The sequence below is a fragment of the Halanaerobium saccharolyticum genome (assembly GCF_003259895.1).
GTDB classification, from domain to species: domain Bacteria; phylum Bacillota; class Halanaerobiia; order Halanaerobiales; family Halanaerobiaceae; genus Halanaerobium; species Halanaerobium saccharolyticum_A.
Window position 1 is genome coordinate 91,128 of sequence record NZ_QLME01000003.1, and the last position, 22,991, is coordinate 114,118.

Annotated in this window: 20 protein-coding genes; all 20 read left to right on the forward strand. The window is 35.3% G+C overall.

Annotated features, from left to right (window positions below):
• Window positions 1–26: 26 nt before the first annotated feature.
• On the forward strand, window positions 27–584 hold the full coding sequence (frr, locus tag C7958_RS03400; protein WP_111571272.1) for a ribosome recycling factor: 558 nt from the start codon (window positions 27–29) through the stop codon (window positions 582–584).
• Window positions 585–587: 3 nt separating this feature from the next.
• Entirely contained in the window at window positions 588–794 is a 207-nt protein-coding gene (locus tag C7958_RS03405; RefSeq protein WP_111571273.1) for a hypothetical protein, read from the forward strand.
• Window positions 795–845: 51 nt separating this feature from the next.
• Window positions 846–1,565: an isoprenyl transferase gene (locus tag C7958_RS03410; protein ID WP_111571274.1), complete on the forward strand. Its 720-nt coding sequence runs from the start codon at window positions 846–848 to the stop codon at window positions 1,563–1,565.
• Window positions 1,543–2,367, forward strand: a complete 825-nt coding sequence (locus tag C7958_RS03415; protein ID WP_111571275.1) for a phosphatidate cytidylyltransferase — start codon at window positions 1,543–1,545, stop codon at window positions 2,365–2,367. The genes C7958_RS03410 and C7958_RS03415 overlap by 23 nt, the downstream gene beginning before the upstream one ends.
• 5 nt (window positions 2,368–2,372) lie before the next feature.
• A complete protein-coding gene (ytvI, locus tag C7958_RS03420) occupies window positions 2,373–3,434 on the forward strand; it encodes a sporulation integral membrane protein YtvI (RefSeq protein WP_111571276.1) in 1,062 nt (353 codons plus the stop codon).
• Between the two features lie 34 nt (window positions 3,435–3,468).
• Window positions 3,469–4,617 (forward strand): 1-deoxy-D-xylulose-5-phosphate reductoisomerase, encoded by a 1,149-nt coding sequence (locus C7958_RS03425; protein ID WP_111571390.1) that lies wholly within the window; start codon window positions 3,469–3,471, stop codon window positions 4,615–4,617.
• Window positions 4,608–5,681: an RIP metalloprotease RseP gene (gene rseP / locus C7958_RS03430; protein WP_111571277.1), complete on the forward strand. Its 1,074-nt coding sequence runs from the start codon at window positions 4,608–4,610 to the stop codon at window positions 5,679–5,681. Before C7958_RS03425 ends, rseP begins: the two co-directional genes overlap by 10 nt.
• Before the next feature lie 76 nt (window positions 5,682–5,757).
• Window positions 5,758–6,810, forward strand: coding sequence for a flavodoxin-dependent (E)-4-hydroxy-3-methylbut-2-enyl-diphosphate synthase (gene ispG, locus C7958_RS03435; RefSeq protein WP_111571278.1), 1,053 nt, complete (start codon window positions 5,758–5,760; stop codon window positions 6,808–6,810).
• A 72-nt stretch (window positions 6,811–6,882) separates the two neighbouring features.
• On the forward strand, window positions 6,883–8,589 hold the full coding sequence (locus C7958_RS03440) for a proline--tRNA ligase (RefSeq protein ID WP_111571279.1): 1,707 nt from the start codon (window positions 6,883–6,885) through the stop codon (window positions 8,587–8,589).
• Between the two features lie 30 nt (window positions 8,590–8,619).
• On the forward strand, window positions 8,620–12,831 hold the full coding sequence (locus C7958_RS03445) for a PolC-type DNA polymerase III (protein ID WP_111571280.1): 4,212 nt from the start codon (window positions 8,620–8,622) through the stop codon (window positions 12,829–12,831).
• A 262-nt stretch (window positions 12,832–13,093) separates the two neighbouring features.
• Window positions 13,094–13,564, forward strand: coding sequence for a ribosome maturation factor RimP (locus C7958_RS03450; protein WP_208320713.1), 471 nt, complete (start codon window positions 13,094–13,096; stop codon window positions 13,562–13,564).
• A 17-nt stretch (window positions 13,565–13,581) separates the two neighbouring features.
• Window positions 13,582–14,865 (forward strand): transcription termination factor NusA, encoded by a 1,284-nt coding sequence (gene nusA, locus C7958_RS03455; protein ID WP_111571282.1) that lies wholly within the window; start codon window positions 13,582–13,584, stop codon window positions 14,863–14,865.
• Between the two features lie 54 nt (window positions 14,866–14,919).
• Complete coding sequence (gene rnpM, locus C7958_RS03460; RefSeq protein ID WP_111571283.1) at window positions 14,920–15,180, forward strand: RNase P modulator RnpM; 261 nt, start codon at window positions 14,920–14,922, stop codon at window positions 15,178–15,180.
• A 30-nt stretch (window positions 15,181–15,210) separates the two neighbouring features.
• Window positions 15,211–17,256 (forward strand): translation initiation factor IF-2, encoded by a 2,046-nt coding sequence (gene infB / locus C7958_RS03465; RefSeq protein WP_111571284.1) that lies wholly within the window; start codon window positions 15,211–15,213, stop codon window positions 17,254–17,256.
• 12 nt (window positions 17,257–17,268) lie between these two features.
• Window positions 17,269–17,652 carry a 30S ribosome-binding factor RbfA gene (rbfA, locus tag C7958_RS03470; protein WP_111571285.1) on the forward strand — a complete coding sequence of 128 codons (384 nt, stop codon included), beginning with the start codon at window positions 17,269–17,271 and terminating at the stop codon, window positions 17,650–17,652.
• On the forward strand, window positions 17,636–18,613 hold the full coding sequence (locus C7958_RS03475; RefSeq protein WP_111571286.1) for a DHH family phosphoesterase: 978 nt from the start codon (window positions 17,636–17,638) through the stop codon (window positions 18,611–18,613). The genes rbfA and C7958_RS03475 overlap by 17 nt, the downstream gene beginning before the upstream one ends.
• A complete protein-coding gene (truB, locus tag C7958_RS03480; RefSeq protein WP_111571287.1) occupies window positions 18,606–19,499 on the forward strand; it encodes a tRNA pseudouridine(55) synthase TruB in 894 nt (297 codons plus the stop codon). The genes C7958_RS03475 and truB overlap by 8 nt, the downstream gene beginning before the upstream one ends.
• Before the next feature lie 16 nt (window positions 19,500–19,515).
• The gene (locus tag C7958_RS03485) at window positions 19,516–20,439 is read left to right on the forward strand and encodes a bifunctional riboflavin kinase/FAD synthetase (protein ID WP_111571288.1); all 924 of its coding nucleotides are present in this window, start codon (window positions 19,516–19,518) and stop codon (window positions 20,437–20,439) included.
• Between the two features lie 99 nt (window positions 20,440–20,538).
• Window positions 20,539–20,805 (forward strand): 30S ribosomal protein S15, encoded by a 267-nt coding sequence (rpsO, locus tag C7958_RS03490; protein WP_111571289.1) that lies wholly within the window; start codon window positions 20,539–20,541, stop codon window positions 20,803–20,805.
• Window positions 20,806–20,865: 60 nt separating this feature from the next.
• Complete coding sequence (locus C7958_RS03495) at window positions 20,866–22,956, forward strand: polyribonucleotide nucleotidyltransferase (RefSeq protein ID WP_111571290.1); 2,091 nt, start codon at window positions 20,866–20,868, stop codon at window positions 22,954–22,956.
• Window positions 22,957–22,991 lie beyond the last annotated feature (35 nt).

The window sequence follows — 22,991 nt, forward strand, 5'->3', positions numbered from 1 at the left end:
TAATTAGATCTGAGGAGGACAAATTTATGTTTAGAGAAGTGATGAAAGAAACAGAAAAAAAGATGGAAAAGACACTTGAAAAAACTAAAGAAGATTTAAATACTATTAGAACTGGTAGAGCCAGACCCTCACTTGTGGAAAATATAAAAGCAAACAATTATGGAGTAGCTACTCCAATCCAGCAGATGGCTAAAGTTTTTGCTCCTGAAGCCAGACAGATAGTAATTGAACCCTGGGATAAAAATAATATTGAAACAATTGAAAAAGCTATTATGCAGGAGAATCTAGGTCTTAATCCCAGTAATGATGGTAGTGTAATTAGGATCAACATTCCCCAGTTAACAGAGGAAAGAAGAAAAGAGCTTGTTAAAATTTTGCATGAAAAAGCGGAAAAAGGTAGAATTGCAGTTCGTGCAATTAGAAGAGAGTCTAACGAAGAACTTGAAATGTTAGAAGATGAGGGAGAAATTTCTGAGGATAATATGCACCGGGGTCTGGAAAATGTTCAGGAATTAACTGATGAGTACATTGGTAAACTTGATAATATCGTTGAGAAAAAAGAAGAAGAGATAATGGAAGTTTAAGCAATGAAATTTTCTAAACTTTTAGCTTCTCCACTGAATAAAACATTAGAATTTATGGAAGTACAGCAGTTTGATTACAGACTAAAAAAAATAAAACCTCCATTTAAAAATAATGGTCATCTTAAAAATAAGGGAACAAAACGCGTACTAAAGATTGAAAAAGAAAAAAGTTATTATCTTATAACCTGGTCTTTTCAATATAACAGCTAATTTATACCCCCTTTTTTAGGGGGTAATTAATTAATTGGAAGGGATGATTTAATGAATACTCCCAAAAACATTGCAATAATTATGGATGGAAATGGTCGCTGGGCAGAAAAAAGAAATAAAAGCCGGAGTGCAGGCCATAAAGAGGGTGTTAAAACTCTTAAAAAAATAGTAAAAGCTGCAGTAAATTTAAAAGTAGAGTCATTGACTGTGTATGCTTTTTCAACCGAAAATTGGAAAAGACCAAAAGCAGAGGTTGATTTTCTTTTAACATTAATGAAAAGAACAATGCGCAATGAAGTAGATGAGCTTCTGGAAAATGGAGTTCGGGTTCAATTTATTGGTAGAAAAGATAATCTTTCTAACAATTTGATTAAAGAAATTAAATATATAGAAAATAGATCTGCTGAAAATAGTAATTTGACTTTGAATATTGCTTTTAATTATGGTGGTAGAGCAGAAATTACTGATGCTGCAAAAAAAATAGCCGAAGATTATAAAAATGAGAAAATTGAATTAAATAATTTTGAAGAAAATGATTTTGCTTCTTATTTATATCAAGAAGAACTGCAGAATATAGAATTATTGATCAGAACCGGTGGAGATCTGAGATTGAGCAATTTTCTGCTCTGGCAGTCCGCTTATGCAGAATTATATTTTAGCGACAAGTTCTGGCCGGATTTTGCGGAAAGAGATTTAAAACAGGCTATTGTAGAATTTAAAAATAGAGAAAGAAGATTTGGCGGCTTAAATGATGGTGATTATAGTGCTTAAAAAAAGAATTATTAGTGCAATTATTGGTATTTTATTATTAATATTTTTAGTTTTTGCAGGTTCACTGCCCTTTTTTATCACTGTCAGTATTATTACCATTCTTGCTGTTAGGGAATACAGCCGAATGCTTAAAGTGAAATCAAAATTATTAGGAAGTATACTTGCAGCATCTGCTGTATTAATTGTTTTTAATGTCTATCTTATTTCCAATAATTATAATTATTTACCTTCTGGAATTATATTTTTTATTATTACTTTTATTCTTTATCTTTATAATTTATATAATTATCGGGAAGAGGAATTTATTAAAAACTTAAGTCACCAATTATTTTCAGTTATTTATATTGGAGGAGGTCTCTCGTTTGCTGTTTTTTTAAGAGATATTAATCGAGGTATATTTATAAATACCAGCGCTTTATGGCTGGTATTAATTGCCACCTGGTTGACTGATTCCGGTGCTTATTTTGTTGGCAAAAAATTTGGTAAAAAAGCAATGGCCCCAGTCATTAGTCCGAATAAAACTGTTGCTGGTGCAGTTGGTGGTATTTTTACAACAGCAATTTTTATAATATTTGTCTCAATTTTTTTAGAAGTTTTTAATATCTATTACTTCATTTTTGCTTTTTTATTTCCAGCTGTAGCAATTATGGGAGATTTGTTTGAATCATGTATTAAAAGAAGTTTCAAGGTAAAAGATACGGGAACGATTATCCCTGGTCATGGTGGGATATTGGACCGCTTTGATAGTTTTATTTTTACGGCGCCATTTACCTATTATTTTATAATTTTATTACTGGGGTGAATTAGATGACAATTAACAAATGGTATATTAAGTATTTTTTAATGTTTGTATTTTTATTATTGAGTTTAGTTATTTTAGAGCATGTTTTTATATATTTCACCCCTTTTATTATTGCAGCTGTTATTGCAAGCTTAATTAATCCGGTTGTAGATTATATAGATCAAAAAGTTCCTATCCACCGGGGGTTTACAGTAATTGGAGTTCTGATTTTAGTAATAGTAATCCTGGTAACAATTATTATTATTGGTGGTGCACAGGGGTATTTAGAATTAAACAAGTTACTTAGAAACTTACCAGATTACCGTTCAATAGATTCTCAAATTGAATGGTTTTCACAACAAAACCAGCAGTTTGAGACTTTTATGGAAAACTGGGAAATATCGGATGCTGTTCGAGATGCAATTAACAGTAATTTACAGTTATTATATAATGGGATTAGAGATGCCTTAATTTCTGTTATTAATTCCATATTAGAATTTCTAACCAGACTGCCAAGCTTATTTATGATTCTTTTTATTGCTTTTATTGCTGCTTTTTTTATCAGCAGAGATCGGGATAACATTAAAGAATTTTTAATTAATATTTTCCCGGAAGAGGTGCAGCCGAAAATTGCAAATGTTTTTACTCAATTAAACCGTTCGGCAGTTGGTTATATTAGGGCTATGTTGATCTTAATTTCAATTAGTGGTGTAGTTGCCGGGATAGGTGCCAGATTAATAGGGAATCAATATGCCTTAATTGTCGGAGTGACAGCAGCAGTATTGGATTTAATTCCAATTATTGGACCAGCTCTACTATTTTATCCCTGGATTGTGATGTCAATTATCTTTAGTGATTTTTCTCAGGCATTTGCTATATTTATTTTACATGTTTTTCTGGCTGTTGTACGCTCAGCTTCGGAAGGTAAAATTATGGGGAAAAGCCTGGGTTTACATCCACTGGCAACAATGATTGCTCTTTTTTCGGGATATAGAATTTTAGGTGCCATCGGTTTTGTTGTCGGACCAACTTTTTTAGTTATTATTAAGGCAATAGTTGATTCTGATTTAATTGACATCAAAGAATAAAATAATTTAAATAGGAGCTTTTGAGGTGAAAAAAATGAAAGAAATTACAATTCTAGGTTCTACAGGCTCAATTGGAACCCAGACTTTAGAAGTAATAGATAATTTAAAAAATTGGAAGATTAAAGCTTTAACCGTCTATCAGAATATTGATCTTCTTTTTGAACAGGTAAAAAAATATCAGCCTGAATTTGTGGTTGTTGTGGAGCAGGAGGCAGCTGCTAAGTTAAAGTCTAAATTAAAAAACCAGAAAACAGAAGTGTTAGCTGGTAAAAATAATTTAAAGACTGCTGCAGCTGAGGATGTTGATCTCTTACTAAATGCAATTGTTGGTTTCGCGGGGCTTGAGCCTTCAGTGGCAGCTGCGGAAGCAGGAAATGATATTGCTCTGGCAAATAAGGAAAGTCTAGTCAGTGGTGGTCCACTCTTAACCCAATTAGTTAAAGAAAAAGGGGTTAAGCTGCTGCCTGTAGATAGTGAACATAATGCAATTTTTCAACTTCTAAAAGGGCATAAGCAGGAATTAGATGAGATTATCTTAACTGCATCTGGTGGTCCTTTCTTTTCTTATTCCAGGGAGGAATTAACTCAGGTGTCTGTAGAAGATGCACTTAATCATCCCAACTGGGAAATGGGCAGCAAAATAACAATTGACTCTGCTTCCTTAATGAATAAGGGGTTGGAAGTTATTGAAGCTCATTGGTTATTTGATTGTGCCTATGATAATATTAAAGTTCTAGTTCATCCTCAGAGCATTGTTCATTCAATGATTAGATTGGTTGATGGGACTGTACTGGCTGAAATGGGACCTGCTGACATGAAAATACCAATTCAGTTTTGTTTAACTTATCCGGAAAGAAATAAAACTGCAGGTAATAATTTAGAGCTTGACCAAATTACAGCTTTAGAATTTTTTCAGGCAGATACTGATAAATTTCCTAATTTGAAATATGCTTATACAGCCGGTAAAGCAGGAGGAACTTTCCCTGCAGTTTTAAATGCTGCTAATGAAGCAGCAGTTTATAGTTTTTTAAGGGGAGAAATCCCATTTTTAGCTATGAGTCGAGTTGTTGCTTCGGTTCTGGATCAGCATCAAAGCATCTCAGATCCAGATTTAGAGGCTATCTTAAACTCTGATCAGGAGGCTCGTCGATTAGCTGTGGAGGTTATTAAAGAATGGTTTTAACTATTGTTTCATTTATAATTGTTTTAGGTGTTTTAGTTTTTATACATGAATTTGGACATTATATTACTGCTAAAAAGTCAGATATAATGGTTTCCGAATTTGCTTTGGGTTTTGGTCCAAAATTGCTATCAAAAAAAGCTGGAGAAACAGTATATTCTATTAGAGCAATTCCGCTTGGTGGATTTTGTAATATGGTGGGCGAGTTTCCTGCTGATGAGTCGATGCCAGAAGAAGAAAGAGAAATTTATGATCAGGCAAAAGAAAATGGACGTTTATTTACACAGAAATCTGCTATTAAGCGTCTGGCAGTTATTTTAATGGGACCAATTATGAATTTTTTGCTTGCTGCTCTAATTTTCATTTTCGCTTTTGCTATCTTTGGTGTGCCGACTTCTACAACAGAAGAAGCCATTCTGGGTGAAGTAATACCAGAACAGCCAGCTGCAGAAGCAGGTTTAAGAGCTAAGGACCAGATTCTGGCAATAAATGGTCAGGAAATTAACAGCTGGGAAGAGATGTCCGAATTGATTAGAGCTAATCCCAATCAGGAAATAACAATTCGCTATCAGCGGAATGGAGAAATAAATACGATCAGTTTAACACCTGCACTAAATGAAGAAGGTGAACGGGGTGTGATTGGTATTTATCCCCAGCTAGTTAGAGAAAGTGTAACTATTGGCAGCTCAATAACTATGGGTCTGCAGCAGACTTATCAGGTTTTTAAGATGACAATTATGGGATTTGTACAAATGTTTAGAGACAGTTCTACTGAAGATATTGGTGGTCCGATTATGATTGCTTCGATTATCGGTCAGGCTGCAAGAACCGGAATTTTAAATGTTTTAAATTGGACAGCTATAATAAGTATTAATTTAGGAATTATTAATTTATTACCTTTCCCTGCTTTAGATGGAGGAAGACTATTATTTATTTTTATAGAAATAATTAGAGGTAAGCCTGTAGATCCACAGAAAGAAAGTTATGTCCATCTTGTAGGTTTTGCTGTTTTAATGATTTTAATGATCTTTATAATTTATAATGATTTAATGCGGACTTTCTTTTGATAATTAAATGATTTCAAGACAACTTCATTTTGATTAAATGTCTTAGTTGATTAGTGATAATTTACAGAGGTGAATTATGTATAATAGAAGAAAATCTAAAGTTGTTAATTTTGCTAAACAGCCGATAGGAGGAAATGCTCCGGTTTCTGTACAGTCAATGTGTAATACTAAAACCGAAAATATTGAAGCAACTGTAAAACAGATCAAAGAACTGGAAGCAGTAGGTTGTGAGATAATTAGAGTTGCAGTTCCTGATAAAAATGCAGCTCAGGCTCTATCAGAAATCAAGAAAAGGATTGGAATTCCCCTGGTAGCTGATATTCACTTTGATTATCGGCTGGCATTAATGGCAGTTGAAAATGGGGTTGATGCTTTAAGAATTAACCCTGGAAATATCGGCAGTGAAGAGAGAATCAAAAAAGTTGCTTTAGCCTGTAAAGAAAATGATATTCCAATCAGAGTTGGCAGTAATTCTGGTTCAATTGAAGCAGAATTATTAAAAAAATATGGAGGCCCTACTGCAGAAGCAATGGTAGAAAGTGCACTCAGAAATGTCAGGGTTTTGGAAGAAAATAATTTTAGACAGATTGTAATTTCTCTTAAATCAAGTCAAATTTCTACCACCCTTGAAGCCTATAAATTAATGGCAGAAAAGGTTAATTATCCTTTCCACATTGGGATTACTGAATCTGGAACACCATGGCGGGGAACAATTAAATCTACTGCCGGTATTGCTTCGCTTTTAACCCAGGGTCTGGGTGATACCTTAAGGGTTTCTTTAACTGGAGATCCAGTTGAGGAAGTCCGTGTAGGCTGGCAGATCTTAAAGTCTCTGGAAATCAGAAAAAAAGGAGTGGAGATTATTTCCTGTCCTACCTGCGGCCGAACTAACATTGATTTAATTTCTCTGGCAGAAAAAGTAGAAAAAGAGTTAATGAAAATTGATAAGGATATTACTGTAGCTGTGATGGGCTGTGCAGTTAATGGTCCAGGAGAAGCTAAAGAGGCTGATATTGGGGTTGCAGGAGGAATCGAATCAGGTTTAATTTTTAAATCTGGAGAAATTATCAAAAAAGTGGAAGAGGATCAGCTTTTAGAGGAATTAATGAAAGAAATAAATAAACTTTGATTTTAAAGAAGATGGTTGAACATAAAAATAATAATAAATATTTAGAGATTAGAAATAGGAGTGATTTATAAGATGCGCATGTCAAAATTATATCTACCAACTTTAAAAGAAGACCCAGCTGAGGCTGATGTAGTCAGCCATAAACTGATGCTGAGAGCAGGAATGATGAGAAAACATTCTTCAGGAATTTATTCTTATCTTCCTTTAGGTTATAGAGTTATTAAAAAGATTGAAAAAATATGCAGAAAACATATGGATAATAGTGAGGCACAGGAGCTATTGCTGCCGATTATGCAGACTTCTAAAATTTGGAAGGATTCCAAACGCTGGGATAAATTTGGTCCCTTAATGATTAAGTTTAATGATCGCAAGGCACGCGAATACTGTCTGGGACCAACCCATGAGGAAGTTGTAACTGATTTAGTTAGAGATGAAGTTCGATCTTATAAAGATTTACCATTAAATTTATATCAAATCCAGACTAAAGTCAGAGATGAAATCAGGCCCCGTTTTGGTGTAATGAGAGGTCGAGAATTTATTATGAAAGATGCCTACAGCCTTGATATTGATTATGAGGGATTGGATAAAAGTTATCAGGCTATGTATGATGCTTATGAACGTATTTTTGATGAGTGCGGTCTGGAAGCTGTAGCAGTTGAAGCAGATACAGGTGCTATGGGTGGAAAAGACTCACACGAATTTATGGTGCTTGCTGATTCAGGAGAAGATGAAATTGCTTTCTGCAGTCACTGTGATTATGCAGCAAATGTTGAGAGAGCTACTTCCAAAAAGACCGAAATTGACTTTGAAGTTGAAGCAGAAGCCGAAAAAATACATACTCCAGGGATTAAAACAATCAGTGAACTGGAAGAATATCTGGAAGTTCCAGCTGCTAAAATGATGAAAGCGGTAGCAGTAGTCGCTGATGGAGAACCAATATTAGCTTTAGTTTCTGGTGAAGATGAACTAAATGAAATTAAATTAACTAATTATCTACAGGCAAATGAGCTGCGGGCTGCTGAAGATAAAGAATTTGGAGAACTTTTCAACAGTGTTGCTGGATTTATTGGTCCGCTTGATCTGGATGAGGTCCGGGTAGTTGCAGATCAGAGACTGAAAAATATGTCGGGAGCCATTGTTGGAGCTAATGAAAAAGATTATCATTTTAAAAATGTAAAGAGCGGCAGAGATTTTGAAGTAGAAGCTTTTACTGATCTTCGCTCAGTTAGAGGGGGAGAAAGATGCCCCAAATGTGATCAGGGTAAATTAAATATCAAAGATGGAATTGAAGTTGGTCATATTTTCAAACTGGGAACTAAGTACAGTGAAAACATGGGAGCAAATTATCTGGATGAAAATGGAAAAGCTCAGCCAATTGTAATGGGAAGTTATGGAATAGGGATTACCCGTCTGGTTGCTGCAGCAATTGAGCAGAATAATGATCAGTATGGAATTAAGTGGCCTCAGGCTATTGCTCCCTATCAGATTATTATTCTTCCCTTAGGTAATGATGATTCGGTTCAGGAAAAATCAGAAGAAATATATCAGAATTTAAAAGCAGAAGGCTGGGAAGTTTTAATAGATGACCGCAAAGAAAGAGCCGGAGTTAAGTTTAATGATTCCGAACTAATTGGAGTGCCGCTCCGCTTAACTATTGGTTCTCGCTCTCTTGAAAATGGAGTTGTGGAAGCAATGACTAGAGAAAATAATGAAAAAATGGAAATTGAGCTGGATAATCTACCAGCAAAGGTCAAAGAGTTATTTACAAAAATCTCTTAAGTCTTATTTTTCATCTGGAAGGAGTATTTAATGACAAAAGCAATTACCTTAAGAGAAAGTAAAAATCTATATAAATATTTAATTTGTGATCAGAAAGAAAGAAGACTCTATTGTATTACAGATAATTCTAATTCAACTGCAGTCAAAGCTGAAATTCAGAAGAAAGTTAACTTTGATTTAAGTTCTTACCAATTACAGATTATTTCTGATCTCAGCCTGAAAGAAGAATTGTTTTTAATCTGGCCTCAGATAATTAAAGATTTTGAGGTATATTTTTCTTTCAGTAATAACTGGCTGAAAAGAGCTCAGCTGTTTTTAGAAAATCAAGAATTAAAAATAAAAGTTGAAACAAAGATGGCACAAAAGAAACTGGCACAACCAAAAGTAATTGATTTTCTGAAAAACAATATTGGTAAATATTTAAAGCAGATAGAAAAGGTTAGTGTGCACAATGGAGACTTTTTGCCTGAGATCGAAGAAAAATCAGATCCCAGCAAATTTAAACAGCGTTCAGAAAGAACTGCTCCTCCCTCTCAAAATAGTTCAAATAGAGGCTCTCACTCATCTTCGAAGAAGAGAATAAAAAGTAAAGACCGTTATGGTCGAGTGATAAGGGGTAAAAAAACTCATGATCTTATAGAGCTGGATACCGAAATTCCCTCAGTAATTGTAGAGGTTGATTTATTTGATATTGATGTTCGCCAGACCCGTAAGGGAAGTTATCTATATATCTTGAAAATTACTGATTATGAGAGTTCAATTTCTGCCAAAACATTCTGTGATGAAAAGGATGATTTTCTTGACAGCTTAAATAAGGGTCAGCATCTAAAAATAAGAGGTAAGGTTGCTTTTGATCCCTATAGTAAAGAATGGGGGATTATTTTTAATGATTTAATTCCTTTAGCAAAAGAAGGCCGTCAGGATCAGGCAGAAGAAAAAAGAGTGGAACTGCATCTGCACACTCAGATGAGTGCCATGGATTCGATTATTAATGTAAAAGATGTAGTTAAAAGAGCTGGAGAATGGGGTCATAAGGCACTTGCAATTACTGATCACGGTGTTGTTCAGGCATTTCCTGATGCTTATGCTGCGGGAGAGAAACATGGAGTTCAGATCATCTATGGAGTTGAAGCTTATTTAGTTGATGATGGTGAACCAATAATCCATAACCCTTATTCGGAAAATTTAGATCAAACAGAATTTGTGGTATTTGATCTGGAGACTACTGGTTTAAATCCATCTCAGCATGAAATAATTGAAATCGGTGCTGTTAAATTTAAAGGTGGAGAAAAAATTGATGAATTCAAATCATTTATTAATCCTGGAGTGCAGATACCGGCTAAAATTACTGAAATTACAGGTATCAATGACCGGATGGTCAAAGATGCTCCACCTCTGGAAACAGTAATTAATGATTTTGTTGATTTTGCTGGTCAAGGTGTTTTAGTTGCTCATAATGCTGATTTTGACTACGGTTTTATTAGAACTGCACTTGAAAATTTAAAGATAGAAAAAGATGATTATACTGTACTGGATACTCTGGGGCTTTCCCGGGCTGTAGTTAAAGACAGTAAAAATCATAAGCTAAACACTCTGGCAAAATATTTTGGTGTTGATTTAGAAAATCACCATAGAGCTTTAGATGATGCAGCTGCAACTGCAGAAGTTCTGACAAATCTGCTGGAAATTATAAAAGAGGATGGCTGTCAGAATTTAAATCAAATAAATAACTATACTTCCAAAATTGACTGGAAAGATTTAAGACCTTTTCACGCTGTAATTCTGGCAAAAAACAAAAAAGGTTTAAAAAATCTTTATAAATTGATTTCTATCTCGCATTTAAATAATTTTTATAAAAAACCCAGAATTTTAAAAAGTGTACTTTTACAGCATCGCGAAGGTTTGATTATTGGTTCAGCCTGTGAGGCAGGTCAGATTTATAAAGCTTTTGTTAACAATAGACCTCGAAGCGAAATTAAAAAAATTGCAAAGCTCTATGATTATCTTGAATTACAACCTCTGGGTAATAATCAATTCTTAATTCCTGATAAGGTTAATTCTAAAGAAGATTTAAAAGAAATCAACCAAAAGATTTATCAGCTGGGTCAGGAATTAGATAAACCTGTGGTCGCTACCACAGATGCTCATTTTTTAGATTCTAAAGACAGTATCTTTAGAGAAATTTTACAGACCGGACAGGGTTTTAATGATGCTGATCAGCAGCCTCCTATATATTATAGAACTACTGAGGAGATGCTGGATGAATTTGCTTATTTTGGTGAGGAGACTGCAAAAGAAATTGTAGTAGATAATCCAAATAAGATAGCAGCTCAGATTGATAAAATAAAGCCGATTCCGGATGGACTGTTTACTCCAGAGATTGAGGGGGCAGAAGAAGAAATACGTAAAATGTCCTATGAGAGGGCCCATCAGTTTTATGGAGAAAAACTACCACAGCTTGTAATAGACAGACTGGAAAAAGAATTATCTTCAATTATTGAAAATGGGTTTGCTGTTATTTATTTAATAGCTCATAAACTGGTAAAAAAATCTCTTGAAGATGGTTATCTTGTTGGTTCCAGAGGGTCAGTTGGTTCTTCTTTTGTGGCTACAATGACTGAAATCACAGAGGTTAATCCACTACCTCCTCATTATCGCTGTCCTGAATGTTCTAAACATGAGTTTATTACTGATGGTTCAATTGGAACCGGGGTGGATCTACCAGATAAAGTTTGCCCTGATTGTGGCTGTGGCTATATCAAAGATGGTTTTGATATACCTTTTGAAGTTTTTATGGGTTTTAAGGGAGATAAAGTACCGGATATTGATTTAAACTTTTCCGGTGAATATCAGAGTAAGATCCATAAGTATACGGAAGAGTTTTTTGGTAGAGATTATGTTTATAAAGCAGGTACTATTTCTACCATCGCAGACCGGACTGCCTTTGGTTTTGTCAAAAATTATCTTGATGATAAGGGAATGGAGGTCAAGAGGGCAGAAATTGACCGTTTGGTAGCTGGTTGTACAGGTGTGCGCAGAACAACTGGTCAGCATCCGGGTGGTTTGATGATTGTTCCAAAATCTAATAGTATTTTTGATTTTAGTCCGATCCAGCATCCAGCCAACGATCAGGATACAGATATCAGAACAACCCACTTTGATTATCATTCTATCAGTGGTAGAATTTTAAAACTTGATTTACTCGGGCATGATGACCCTACTTCACTTAGACTGCTGCAGGATATGACAGGAATTGAGCCCAAAGATATTCCTCTGGATGATCCGGAGACAATGAGTATCTTTTCGAGCACGGAAATTCTGGGGGTTGATCCAGATTTACTGGGAACTGATATTGGAACTCTAGGAATTCCTGAGTTTGGGACATCATTTGTCCAGCAGATGCTCAGAGATACCAGACCAACTACTTTTGCTGAACTGGTTCGAATCAGTGGACTATCTCACGGAACAGATGTCTGGCTGAACAATGCTCAGAATTTGATTAGAGATGGTAAGGCAGAATTGGCCGAAGTTATTTCTGTTCGGGATGACATTATGAACTACCTCTTACAGCGAGGTGTCGAATCTTCCACAGCTTTCTGGATTATGGAGCATGTCCGTAAAGGTAAAGGTTTAACTGAGGAAGAGGAACAGGCAATGCGCGAAAATAATGTACCGGACTGGTATATTGATTCTTGTAAGAAGATTAAATATATGTTTCCAAAAGCACATGCTGCCGCCTATGTAACTATGGCATATCGAATCGCTTATTTTAAAGTTCATCATCCTGCTGCCTTTTATACATCCTATTTTTCCATTAAAGCTGGTGATTTTGATGCTCAGCTGGCCTGTAATGGTAGACAAACAGTGGTTAAAAAAATCGAGGAATTGGAAGCTTTAGGGAATGAGATGACTGCAAAAGAAAGTGGAACTTTAACAGTACTGCGAATTGTTCTGGAAGCAATGATGAGAGGGATTGAATTTCTACCGGTTGATATTTATGAATCTGAGACAAATCGTTTTATTAAAAAAGATGATAATAAACTTTTAGCACCTCTGATCAGTCTGCAGGGGCTGGGAGGAAGTGCTGCTGAAAGTGTTGTAATCGAAAGACAAAAATCTGATTTCACTTCAATTGAAGAATTATCAAATAGAACTTCACTTACTTCTACAGTTATTGAGATTTTAAGAGAACACGGTTCTCTGGATGGAATGCCGGAGAGAAATCAACTTTCTCTGTTTTAACTTTGAGATGCTGGTACCGGGCACCTGGGAAATATTGGGAATTTATATAGCTAGTTTAACTTTAGTTATCAATCCAATATTTTCCAGGTGCCCGGTACCGTTAAACAAAAACTTGCAAGTCTAAATAAGCTGTGATAGAATTATAAAGGAAAGAGTTCTGATAAATACTTATGTTGACTTTAGGAGTGGGGATGTCTTCCCACTCTTTTATTATAGTTTAAGAAAAAATTATATAATAAAATTAAATATTTAAGAAAGTGGGGTGTTTTATTTGGGAAAAGTTGCTGAAACAGTAACAGATTTTGTGCTTCCTATTGCCCATAGTGAAGATTTAAATTTAATTGATGTTGAATTTTTAAAAGAAGGCAGTGACTGGGTCTTACGTATTTTTTTAGAAAATAAAGATGGAGATCTAACTATAGAGGAATGTGAAACAGTAAGCCGAGCTTTAAGCATTATTCTGGATGAAGAAGATCCAATAGATAAAAGCTATATTCTTGAAGTTTCTTCTCCTGGCCTGGAAAGACCACTTAAAACTGAAGAGGATTTTGAACGTTTTAAGGGAGAATTGATTGAAGTTAAAACTTTTAAAAAAATTAACGGCCAGAAAAAATTTGTAGGAATTTTAAAGAATTTTGAAAAAGAAAAAATAATTTTAAATCTAAAAAATGAAGAAGAAATAGCAATTGATTACAGTTTAGTAGCACGAGCTAATTTAACTTTTGAAATTTAAAATGAGGGGGTAAAAATATGAATGTAGAATTCATTCAGGCCCTGGATGATATCGAAAAAGATAAAGGAATATCTAAGGATGTATTATTAGAGGCCATCGAAACAGCTTTAGTTTCTGCTTATAAAAAGGATTTTGGTTCTAAAGATAATGTTAGAATTGAAATTTCTGCAGAGGCTGGAGAAGTTAAAGTGTTTTCTCGCAAAGAAGTTGTAGAAGAGGTAGAAAATGAAAATAGTGAGATTTCTTTAACTGAAGCTGAGAATATAGATAGCAAATATGAAATTGGAGATATTGTAGAGATCGAAGTAACTCCTGCCAATTTTGGTCGTATTGCAGCTCAAACAGCCAAACAGGTTGTTATGCAGAGGATTAGAGAGGCAGAAAGAGATGTGATCTTTGATCGCTATAAGGAAAAAGAAGATGAACTGATAACAGGTACAATTCAGCGTTTTCATAATGATAATATTTTAATAGATATGGGTAAAACAGAAGCGCTATTACCACCTTCTGAACAGATAGCTGGAGAAAGATATGAAATTGGAGAAAGAATTAAACTTTATGTTGTGGAAGTTAGCACAACTAATAAAGGTCCTCGAATTTTAGTTTCCAGAACTCACCCGGGTCTTTTAAAAAGACTTTTTGAAATTGAAGTTCCAGAAATTTTTCAGGGTCTTGTTGAAATTAAGGCAGTGGCCAGAGAAGCAGGTCAGCGTTCTAAAATGGCTGTAAGTAGTTCTGACAACCAGGTTGATCCAGTTGGTGCCTGTGTTGGTCCCAAGGGAATGAGAGTTCAGGCAGTTGTTGAACAGTTAAATAATGAAAAAATTGATATTGTAAAATGGGATGAAGATCCAGAGGAATTTGTTGCAAATGCTTTAAACCCTGCTGAAGTTGTCAATGTTAAGATTAATAAATCTGATAAAATTGCTGAAGTTGTAGTTCCAGATTTCCAGCTTTCTCTGGCAATTGGTAAAGAGGGTCAAAATGCGAGGTTGGCAGCGAAATTAACCGGCTGGAAAGTAGATATTAAAAAAGAATCTGAAATTGAAGAAGAACCTGAAAACATTGAAGAAATTAAAGAAAGTGCTTCTGAACTTGCAGAGAGTTTAGATCAATTTGATGAAAATGAAGCTGAATTAGAAAGCTCAAATTCAGCTGCTGAAGAAGTAAAAGAAGATGATTTTGAAGATGAAGAGAAAGAAAAAACAGTAAAAAAAGCTAATGATAATTTAATTGATAATATGACTGATGATGTAGAAGATTTAAAAAATGATGCTGAAGAAGCTGAAAAGCTTGATTAAAATTAGATAATTGCAATAAAAATATTAATTAAAAAATCTTGAGGAGGATTGAGATTGCAGAGCAGAAGTCCTATTAGAAAATGTGTAGGTTGTGGTGCCAGAAGAGATAAGATTGAACTTTTAAGAGTGGTAAATAATAAGGGTGATATTTTGGTTGATCCAGGAGGTAGAACACCTGGACGTGGTGCTTATCTCTGTCCTAATATGGATTGTTTGGATAAAGCAGTTGAAAAAGACTCACTAAAAAAAGCATTAAAGATTGAGATTTCTGATGAAATTTATGAACAAATTTCGGAGGAGATCAAACATGATTAACTAACAGTAGAATATTTTGGAGGTGCAAGTATGGCAAAAATTAGAGTATATAATCTGGCTCATGAGCTGGATATGGATAGTAAAGAAGTAATTGAAATATTAAATGATCTTGATATTGAGGTATCAAGTCATATGAGTACAATAACAGATGAAACTGCAGAACTTGTAAAGGATATGTATGCTGATGACAGTCAGCAGGCAAAGGAAGAAGTGAAGGCGGAAACTGTTGAAACTAATTCTGAAAACAAAGAGAAAAAAGAAGCTGCTGAGACTGATAATGAGGCAAAAGCAAAAACTGATGAAGCTGAAGCAGATCAGGAGGCAGTAGAAATAGAAACTCCAATTACTGTCAAAGAATTTGCTGAGGAAATTGGTGAAGCTCCTAATAATTTAATTGTTGAATTAATGAATATGGGTGTTATGGCCAATGTAAATCAGAGTCTGGATGAAGATACACTGGAATTATTATCTGAAGAACTGGGAATAAAAATTAAATTCAAATCTGAAGAGGAAGAAAAAGTTTCTTTACGAGTTGGACCAGAAATTGAAGATAAAGCAGAAGATTTAGAAACTCGTCCTCCCATAGTAACAGTAATGGGTCATGTTGACCATGGTAAAACTACTCTCCTTGATTCAATTAGAGAAAGTAGAGTTGCCGGGAGTGAAGCAGGTGGAATTACTCAGCATATTGGTGCCTATCAGGCTGAGGTGGATAATAAAAGAATCACCTTTATTGATACCCCGGGTCATGAGGCTTTTACAGCTATGAGAGCACGGGGAGCTCAGTTAACTGATATTGCAATTCTAGTAGTTGCTGCAGATGATGGTATTATGCCTCAAACAGAAGAAGCAATTAACCATGCTAAAGCTGCAGGTATTCCAATTATTGTTGCAATTAATAAGATAGATAAAGCTAATGCACAACCTGATAGAGTTAAGCAGGAATTAACTGAGTATGGTTTAGTTCCTGAAGACTGGGGTGGAAATACAATTTGTGTTAATGTTTCTGCTTTACAGCAGCAGAACATTGGAGAGCTTCTAGAAATGATTATCCTGGTTTCAGAAATGGAAGAACTAAAGGCAAATCCTAACAGATTAGCAGAAGGTATTGTGATTGAAGCAGAACTTGATAAGGGTCGCGGTCCTGTAGCTACTGTATTGATTAAAAATGGTACACTGGAAGTAGGAGATCCTATTTTAGCTGGTTTAACATCCGGTCGAGTTAGAGCAATGTTCAATGAATTTGGTGACTCTCTGGATGTGGCTGGACCATCGGCAGCTGTTGAGGTACTTGGATTTAATGAGGTTCCTGCAGCAGGTGATTTTGTTCAGGTCTTAGAAAATGAGCGCCAGGCTAGAGATGTAGCCTCTGATAGACAGGATGAAAAAAGACAATCCGAACTGAAATCTGATGCCAAGGTTTCTTTAGATGACCTTTATAAGCAGATTCAGGAAGGTGAAGTTAAAGAATTAAATATCATTATAAAAGCTGATGTTCAGGGTTCAATTGAAGCATTAAGAGCCTCCTTAGAAAGATTAGGTACCGAAGAGGTAACTGTTAATGTTATTCACACCGGTGTAGGTGGGGTAAATGAAACAGATGTTAATCTGGCAAGTGCTTCTAATGCTATCATTATTGGATTTAATGTCAGACCTGATAATAATGCTCTTAAAGCAGCAGAAAAAGAAAAGGTAGATGTTAGAACTTATAGAGTTATTTATAAGGCTTTAGAAGATATCAAAGACGCAATGGCCGGACTGCTTGATCCAGAACTTAAAGAAGAAATTACTGGTAGAGCAGAAGTTAGAGATACCTTTAAGGTGCCTGATGTAGGTATCATTGCCGGTGCCTATATTACTGATGGTCATGTAAATCGTAATTATGATGCTCGCTTAATAAGAGATGGAGTAGTTATTCACGAAGGAACAATTTCTTCACTCAAAAGATTTGAAAATGATGTAAGAGAAGTAAAGTCTGGTTATGAGTGTGGAATTGGAATCGAAAATTACAATGATGTCAAAGTTGGCGATATTATTGAATTCTATACTTATAAGGAGATCAAAAGAACCTTATAGAGGTGAGGTAAAATGAAGAACAAACGTGCAGTACGAGTTGGAGAACTGTTAAAAGAAGAAATAAGTCAGATTGTGTTAAGAGAAATGAAGGATCCCCGAATTGGCTTTGTCTCTGTAACTGATGTTGAAGTCAGTGGTGATTTAAGACATGCTAAGGTTTTTATCAGTGTTTATGGCAGTGATAAAGAAAAGGAAGAAACTCTGGCTGGTCTGCAGCAGGCACAGGGTTTTGTTCGCAAACTTGTAGGCGAAAGAGTTAAAATTCATCATACTCCGGAGATTATATTTCGCTATGATGATTCGATAGAAAATGGAGTTCATATTTCCGAAATAATAAAAGATCTAAAAGAAACAGGAGAGATAAAGGAGTCTGACTCTGATGCAGAAAAAAATTAAAGAAATCATTAAGATATTATATGAAAATGATAATTTTTTAATTGTCGGCCATGTAGGTGCAGACGGAGACAGTATTGGATCAGTAACTGCTTTAACCCGATTGTTAAAAAAGAAAAATAAAAAAGTCAGAGCTTATCTTAATCGTGATACTCTGGCTCCTTTTTCTTTTCTGAAGGTTAAAGGAGAAGAATTTTACACTGATGCTGAAAAATTAAAGGAAGATCTTAAAACAGAAGATTATATTTTAATAACTCTGGACTCCGGCACCCGAGAACGGGTAGATCTGGATGAAGAAATTATTAATTCAGCCCAATTTATAATTAATATTGATCATCATGCAGATAACACTCATTTTGGCAAAATAAATCTTGTTCAGGCCGACCGAGCTGCAGTTGGCGAAATCATTTACAATTTTGCTGTTGAAATGATTGATAAAAAATTACCACTTGCAGTTGCTGAGCCGCTGGGTACAGCAATCATTACTGATACTGGAGCTCTGCGTTATGAGAACACTACTTCGAGAGTCTTGAGAATTCTTGCTGATCTAATGGATTTTGGGGTTAATATTTATAAAATCAACAAAAAAGTCTTTGGCAGCTTGAGTTATCAAGCTCTAATCTTAAAAGGTATGGCTCTGTCCACTTTAGAAAAAAGTGAAAATGGTAAAATTGCCTGGCTTTATGTCAGCCGACAGATGATGCACGAAGCAGAAACAGATTATACTGAAGGTCTGGTTGGCCTGGCCAGAGATATTGAGGATGTGGAAATCGGTATTCTTTTCACTGAGGAAGAAGAAAAAGAAATCAAAGTTAGTCTGCGTTCTAATTTTTATGCAGAAGTAAATAAACTGGCTGCAGAGTTTAATGGTGGTGGTCACCCCAGAGCTTCTGGAGCAACAGTAGAGAAAACTCTACAGGAAGCAATAAATTCTGTGGTGGAAGCAGCGAAAAAATATGTTTGATGGAACTGCAAATATTTTAAAACCACCCGGAATCTCTTCTTTTGCTTTAATAAAAAAATTACGCTGGCTTCTGGACGAAAAAAAAGCCGGTCATACAGGCACTCTGGATCCCGCTGCAGCTGGTGTTCTTGGTGTCTGTTTTGGCAAGGCTACAAAAACTATTCCTTTTTTAGATGACAGCCGTAAAGAATATATTTGTGAAATGAAGCTTGGAGCCAGAACTGATACACTTGATTTAGAAGGTGAGGTTATCAGAGAGGATTTAAACTGGAATCAGCTCTCTCAAAATGAAGTGGAAACTGTGGTTTTAAGTTTTAAGGGAAAACAGGAGCAGGTTCCACCAATGTATTCTGCTCTTCATTATCAGGGAAAACGCTTATATCAATTAGCACGGAGAGGGATTGTAGTTGAAAGAGAAAGCAGAGAAATTGAAATTTTTGAGATTCAGCTGCTTGAGATTAAGTTGCCTATAATTCGTTTTAAAGCCGAGGTTTCCCGGGGAACTTATATCCGATCTCTGGTCAGAGATATAGCTGAAAAGTTAAATACCAATGGAGTAATGACTTTTTTACTTCGAACTAAATCTGGTCCATTTAAATTAGAAAATTCAGTGAGCTATGAAGAAATTGAAGCAGAAGGTAAGGACTTATTACAGACTCCCTATGAACCTCTTGATTTACCGCACTACACCATTAAAGATGAAGAATATCAACGCGCGGAAAATGGAAATTATTTAATTAAAGATAATTTAGTCGAAACAGATATTGAGCTGGATGTTGGAGATTATTTTCTGCTTTTTTCTGAATCTGGAAAATTTATAGCAATTAGTCAGCATCTGGTCGAAGATGATTATCATATTTATCAACCACATAAAGTTTTTATTTAGTTCTGGAGGAAATCATATGCAGGTTATAACAAGTAATGAATATAATAAATTTAAAGGCAGTAATACCTGTCTGGCAATTGGAGCTTTTGATGGTTTGCATAAGGGTCATCAGCTGATAATAAATCAGGCGATTAAAGAAGCCAGAAAAAATAATTATCCTGCTGCAGTTTTATCTTTCCATCCCCATCCCCTGGAAATAATTGTAGGGAAAACGCCTCCACCTTCTATAGTTTCCCGCAGCCAGAAGATTTCTATTCTGGAAGATATGGGAGTAGATTATTATTTTGAGCAGGAATTTAATCAGGAATTTGCACAACTTAAACCGGAAGAATTTATTAGAAATATTCTTCTGGATAAGATTAAGGTAAAAACTATAGTTGTTGGTGATGATTTTCGCTTTGCCTACAAAAATGAAGGTAATGTTGAAATTTTAAAGGAAATGGGAAAATTACATAATTACCAGGCCAAAATCATTTCTCAACTTCATGCCAGTGATGATAGAATTTCAAGTACCAGGATTAGAACTCTGCTCAAAAAGGGAAAAATAAAAAAAGCTAAAAAATTACTTGGTAGGTCCTATCAAATTTGTGGTGAGGTAATTCATGGTAAAAAAAGGGGTAGAAAGCTGGGCTTTCCAACCGCCAATTTAAATTTAGAAACAAATTATGCCCTACCTCCTGAAGGAGTTTATGCTGTTAAAGTTCAATATCAGGGGCAAGAATACGTTGGTGCAGCTAATTTAGGATATAATCCTACTTTTAATAATCAGGATATTTCTTTTGAGGTCTTTATTTTGGACTTCAAAGGAGACCTGTATAATCAGAGATTATGTGTTGATCTGATAGATTTTATTAGAAGTGAGAAAGACTTTAAAACTAAGGAAGAATTAATTGCCCAGATGCAGCAAGATATTCTTTACACACGCCAACTTTTATGTTAAAATTATAAAGAAAGTTTTAAATTACCGTTAGCTAGGATTTCGACTCTCCGACGTTTTCTTGGCTTACGGCGAATCAATAATTCAGGAGGTGAATTTTACATGTTAAGCAAAGAAAAAAAGCAAGAAATAATTAAGGAATATCAGTTAGAAGAAGGCGATACAGGGTCATCTGAAGTACAGATTGCTCTTTTAACAGCCAGAATCGCTGATTTAACTGAGCACTTAAAAGACCATAAAAATGATCATCATTCAAGAAGAGGATTATTAAAAATGGTTGGACAGAGAAGAAAGTTACTTAGATATTTAAAAAATAATGATGTTCTGCGTTATCGTGAACTAATTTCTAAATTAGGAATTCGCGGTTAATAATGCATACTAAAAGAGCGGGGCAATCCCCGCTCTTTATTTGAATAAGGAGGAAAAAATATGAAAGAATGGACAATTGATTTTGCCGGTGATGAGTTTAACTTACAGACCGGTAAACTGGCCAAGCAGGCCAATGGTTCGGTAGTAGTTCGCTGTGGAGATTCTCAGGTTTTAGTCACAGCAACTATGGATGATCCAAGACCAGGTATGAACTACTTTCCACTGATGGTCAATTATGAGGAAAGAGTTTATGCTATCGGCCAAATTCCTGGCAGTGTTATGAGAAGAGAAGGACGCCCCAGAGATGAAGCGACTTTAGCTGCTAGAGTAATTGACCGCTCTATCAGACCACTATTTCCGGATGGCTACAGACGTGATGTACAAATAGTTGCTACTATTTTATCTGTAGATGATGATCATGATCCAGAAGTACTGGCCTTAAATGGAGCATCAGTTGCACTAACACTATCAGATATACCTTTTGCTGGACCAATTGGTGGAGTAAAAGTTGGATTAGTTGAGGGTGAGATAGTTATTAATCCAGATGAAGAAGAAAGAGAAAATAGTGATCTTGATCTGGTAGTAGCAGGAAGCAAAGATGCAATTATGATGGTAGAAGCCAGTGCAAATGAGGTAAGTGAAGAAAAAATTCTGGAAGCAATGGATGCTGCTCATGAGGAAATTAAAAAGATTATTTCTCTACAGGAAGATATTAGAGAAGAAGCAGGTAAGGAAAAAGCACCATTTGAATCTCCAACTGTTGACTCTGAAATTCAGTCTCAGGTTGATCAAATTCTTGGAGATAAAATGAAAGAAGCAATTCAGATTCAGGAAAAGAAGGCCAGAAATACTAGACTTGATGCCTTAAAAGAAGAACTAAAAAATACAATTAATCCTGATGAAGATGAAGAAATCAACGATCAGCTCGAACTGGCTTTTGAAAAGATGATTAAACAGTCTGTTAAAAGCTTAATTATTGATGATGGTGTTCGTCCTGATGGTAGAGAATATGATGAAATCAGACCTATCTGGGCAGAGGTTGACTTTGTACCAAGAGCACATGGTTCTGGAATTTTCACCAGAGGTGAAACTCAGGCCTTAAGTGTCTTAACTTTAGGATCAGCCAGAGATGAGCAGACAATATTTGGACTCGGTGAAAATGAGACCAAACGCTATATGCATCACTATAATTTCCCATCTTTCTGTGTTGGTGAAACATCTCCAATGCGTTCACCTGGAAGAAGAGAGATCGGACATGGTACTTTGGGTGAAAAAGCATTACTGCCGGTTATTCCGTCGGAAGAAGATTTTCCATATACAATTAGAATTGTCTCAGAGGTATTAGAATCTAACGGTTCTTCCTCACAGGCAAGTATCTGTGGTAGTAGTTTAGCCTTAATGGCTGCTGGTGTGCCAATCAAAGCACCTGTTGCAGGTATTGCTATGGGGCTAATGAAAAAAGATGATGAGATTGTTGTCCTGTCTGATATTCAGGGTTTTGAAGATTTCCATGGAGATATGGACTTTAAAGTTGCTGGAACTAAAGCTGGTATTACAGCTTTACAGATGGATATGAAATTAAAGGGTCTATCTTCTGAAGTTTTAAAGGAAGCCTTAGAAAAAGCTAAAAAAGGCAGAATGCATATTATGGATAAAATGCTGGATGTTATACCAGAAACTCGTCCAGAACTATCTGAAAATGCTCCTGCAATTATTACCATGAACATTGATCCAGAAAAGATTAGATTTGTTATTGGTCCTGGTGGAAAGATGATTAATAAGATTATTGATGAAACTGGTGCTGACATTGACATCGAAGATGATGGTCTGGTAAAAATTATGACTGAAGATCAGGAAGGTGGACAGAAGGCAAAAGAAATGATTGAACGCCTGACTGAAGAGGTAGAAGTTGGTAAAATTTATCAGGGTAAGGTAAAAAGAATTATGAATTTTGGTGCCTTTGTAGAAATTCTGCCGAACAAAGAAGGTCTTGTCCACATTTCTAAATTAGCTGACCATCATGTAAAAGAAGTTGGCGATGTTGTATCAGTAGGAGACGAAATTCCTGTAAAAGTTATCGAAATAGATAATCAGGACAGAATCAATTTATCTCTTAAGGATGCCAAAAAAGAACTAGAAGATAATGAGTAAAATTCATTAAGAACTAACGTAAAGATATAAATATA

Excerpts from the sequence above, each read along its gene's own strand:
- frr (WP_111571272.1), top strand. The coding sequence starts at position 27 with ATGTTTAGAGAAGTGATGAAAGAAACAGAAAAAAAGATGGAAAAGACA.
- C7958_RS03405 (WP_111571273.1), top strand. The coding sequence starts at position 588 with ATGAAATTTTCTAAACTTTTAGCTTCTCCACTGAATAAAACATTAGAA.
- C7958_RS03410 (WP_111571274.1), top strand. The coding sequence starts at position 846 with ATGAATACTCCCAAAAACATTGCAATAATTATGGATGGAAATGGTCGC.
- C7958_RS03415 (WP_111571275.1), top strand. The coding sequence starts at position 1,543 with ATGATGGTGATTATAGTGCTTAAAAAAAGAATTATTAGTGCAATTATT.
- ytvI (WP_111571276.1), top strand. The coding sequence starts at position 2,373 with ATGACAATTAACAAATGGTATATTAAGTATTTTTTAATGTTTGTATTT.
- C7958_RS03425 (WP_111571390.1), top strand. The coding sequence starts at position 3,469 with ATGAAAGAAATTACAATTCTAGGTTCTACAGGCTCAATTGGAACCCAG.
- rseP (WP_111571277.1), top strand. The coding sequence starts at position 4,608 with ATGGTTTTAACTATTGTTTCATTTATAATTGTTTTAGGTGTTTTAGTT.
- ispG (WP_111571278.1), top strand. The coding sequence starts at position 5,758 with ATGTATAATAGAAGAAAATCTAAAGTTGTTAATTTTGCTAAACAGCCG.
- C7958_RS03440 (WP_111571279.1), top strand. The coding sequence starts at position 6,883 with ATGCGCATGTCAAAATTATATCTACCAACTTTAAAAGAAGACCCAGCT.
- C7958_RS03445 (WP_111571280.1), top strand. The coding sequence starts at position 8,620 with ATGACAAAAGCAATTACCTTAAGAGAAAGTAAAAATCTATATAAATAT.
- nusA (WP_111571282.1), top strand. The coding sequence starts at position 13,582 with ATGAATGTAGAATTCATTCAGGCCCTGGATGATATCGAAAAAGATAAA.
- infB (WP_111571284.1), top strand. The coding sequence starts at position 15,211 with ATGGCAAAAATTAGAGTATATAATCTGGCTCATGAGCTGGATATGGAT.
- rbfA (WP_111571285.1), top strand. The coding sequence starts at position 17,269 with ATGAAGAACAAACGTGCAGTACGAGTTGGAGAACTGTTAAAAGAAGAA.
- C7958_RS03475 (WP_111571286.1), top strand. The coding sequence starts at position 17,636 with ATGCAGAAAAAAATTAAAGAAATCATTAAGATATTATATGAAAATGAT.
- truB (WP_111571287.1), top strand. The coding sequence starts at position 18,606 with ATGTTTGATGGAACTGCAAATATTTTAAAACCACCCGGAATCTCTTCT.
- C7958_RS03485 (WP_111571288.1), top strand. The coding sequence starts at position 19,516 with ATGCAGGTTATAACAAGTAATGAATATAATAAATTTAAAGGCAGTAAT.
- rpsO (WP_111571289.1), top strand. The coding sequence starts at position 20,539 with ATGTTAAGCAAAGAAAAAAAGCAAGAAATAATTAAGGAATATCAGTTA.
- C7958_RS03495 (WP_111571290.1), top strand. The coding sequence starts at position 20,866 with ATGAAAGAATGGACAATTGATTTTGCCGGTGATGAGTTTAACTTACAG.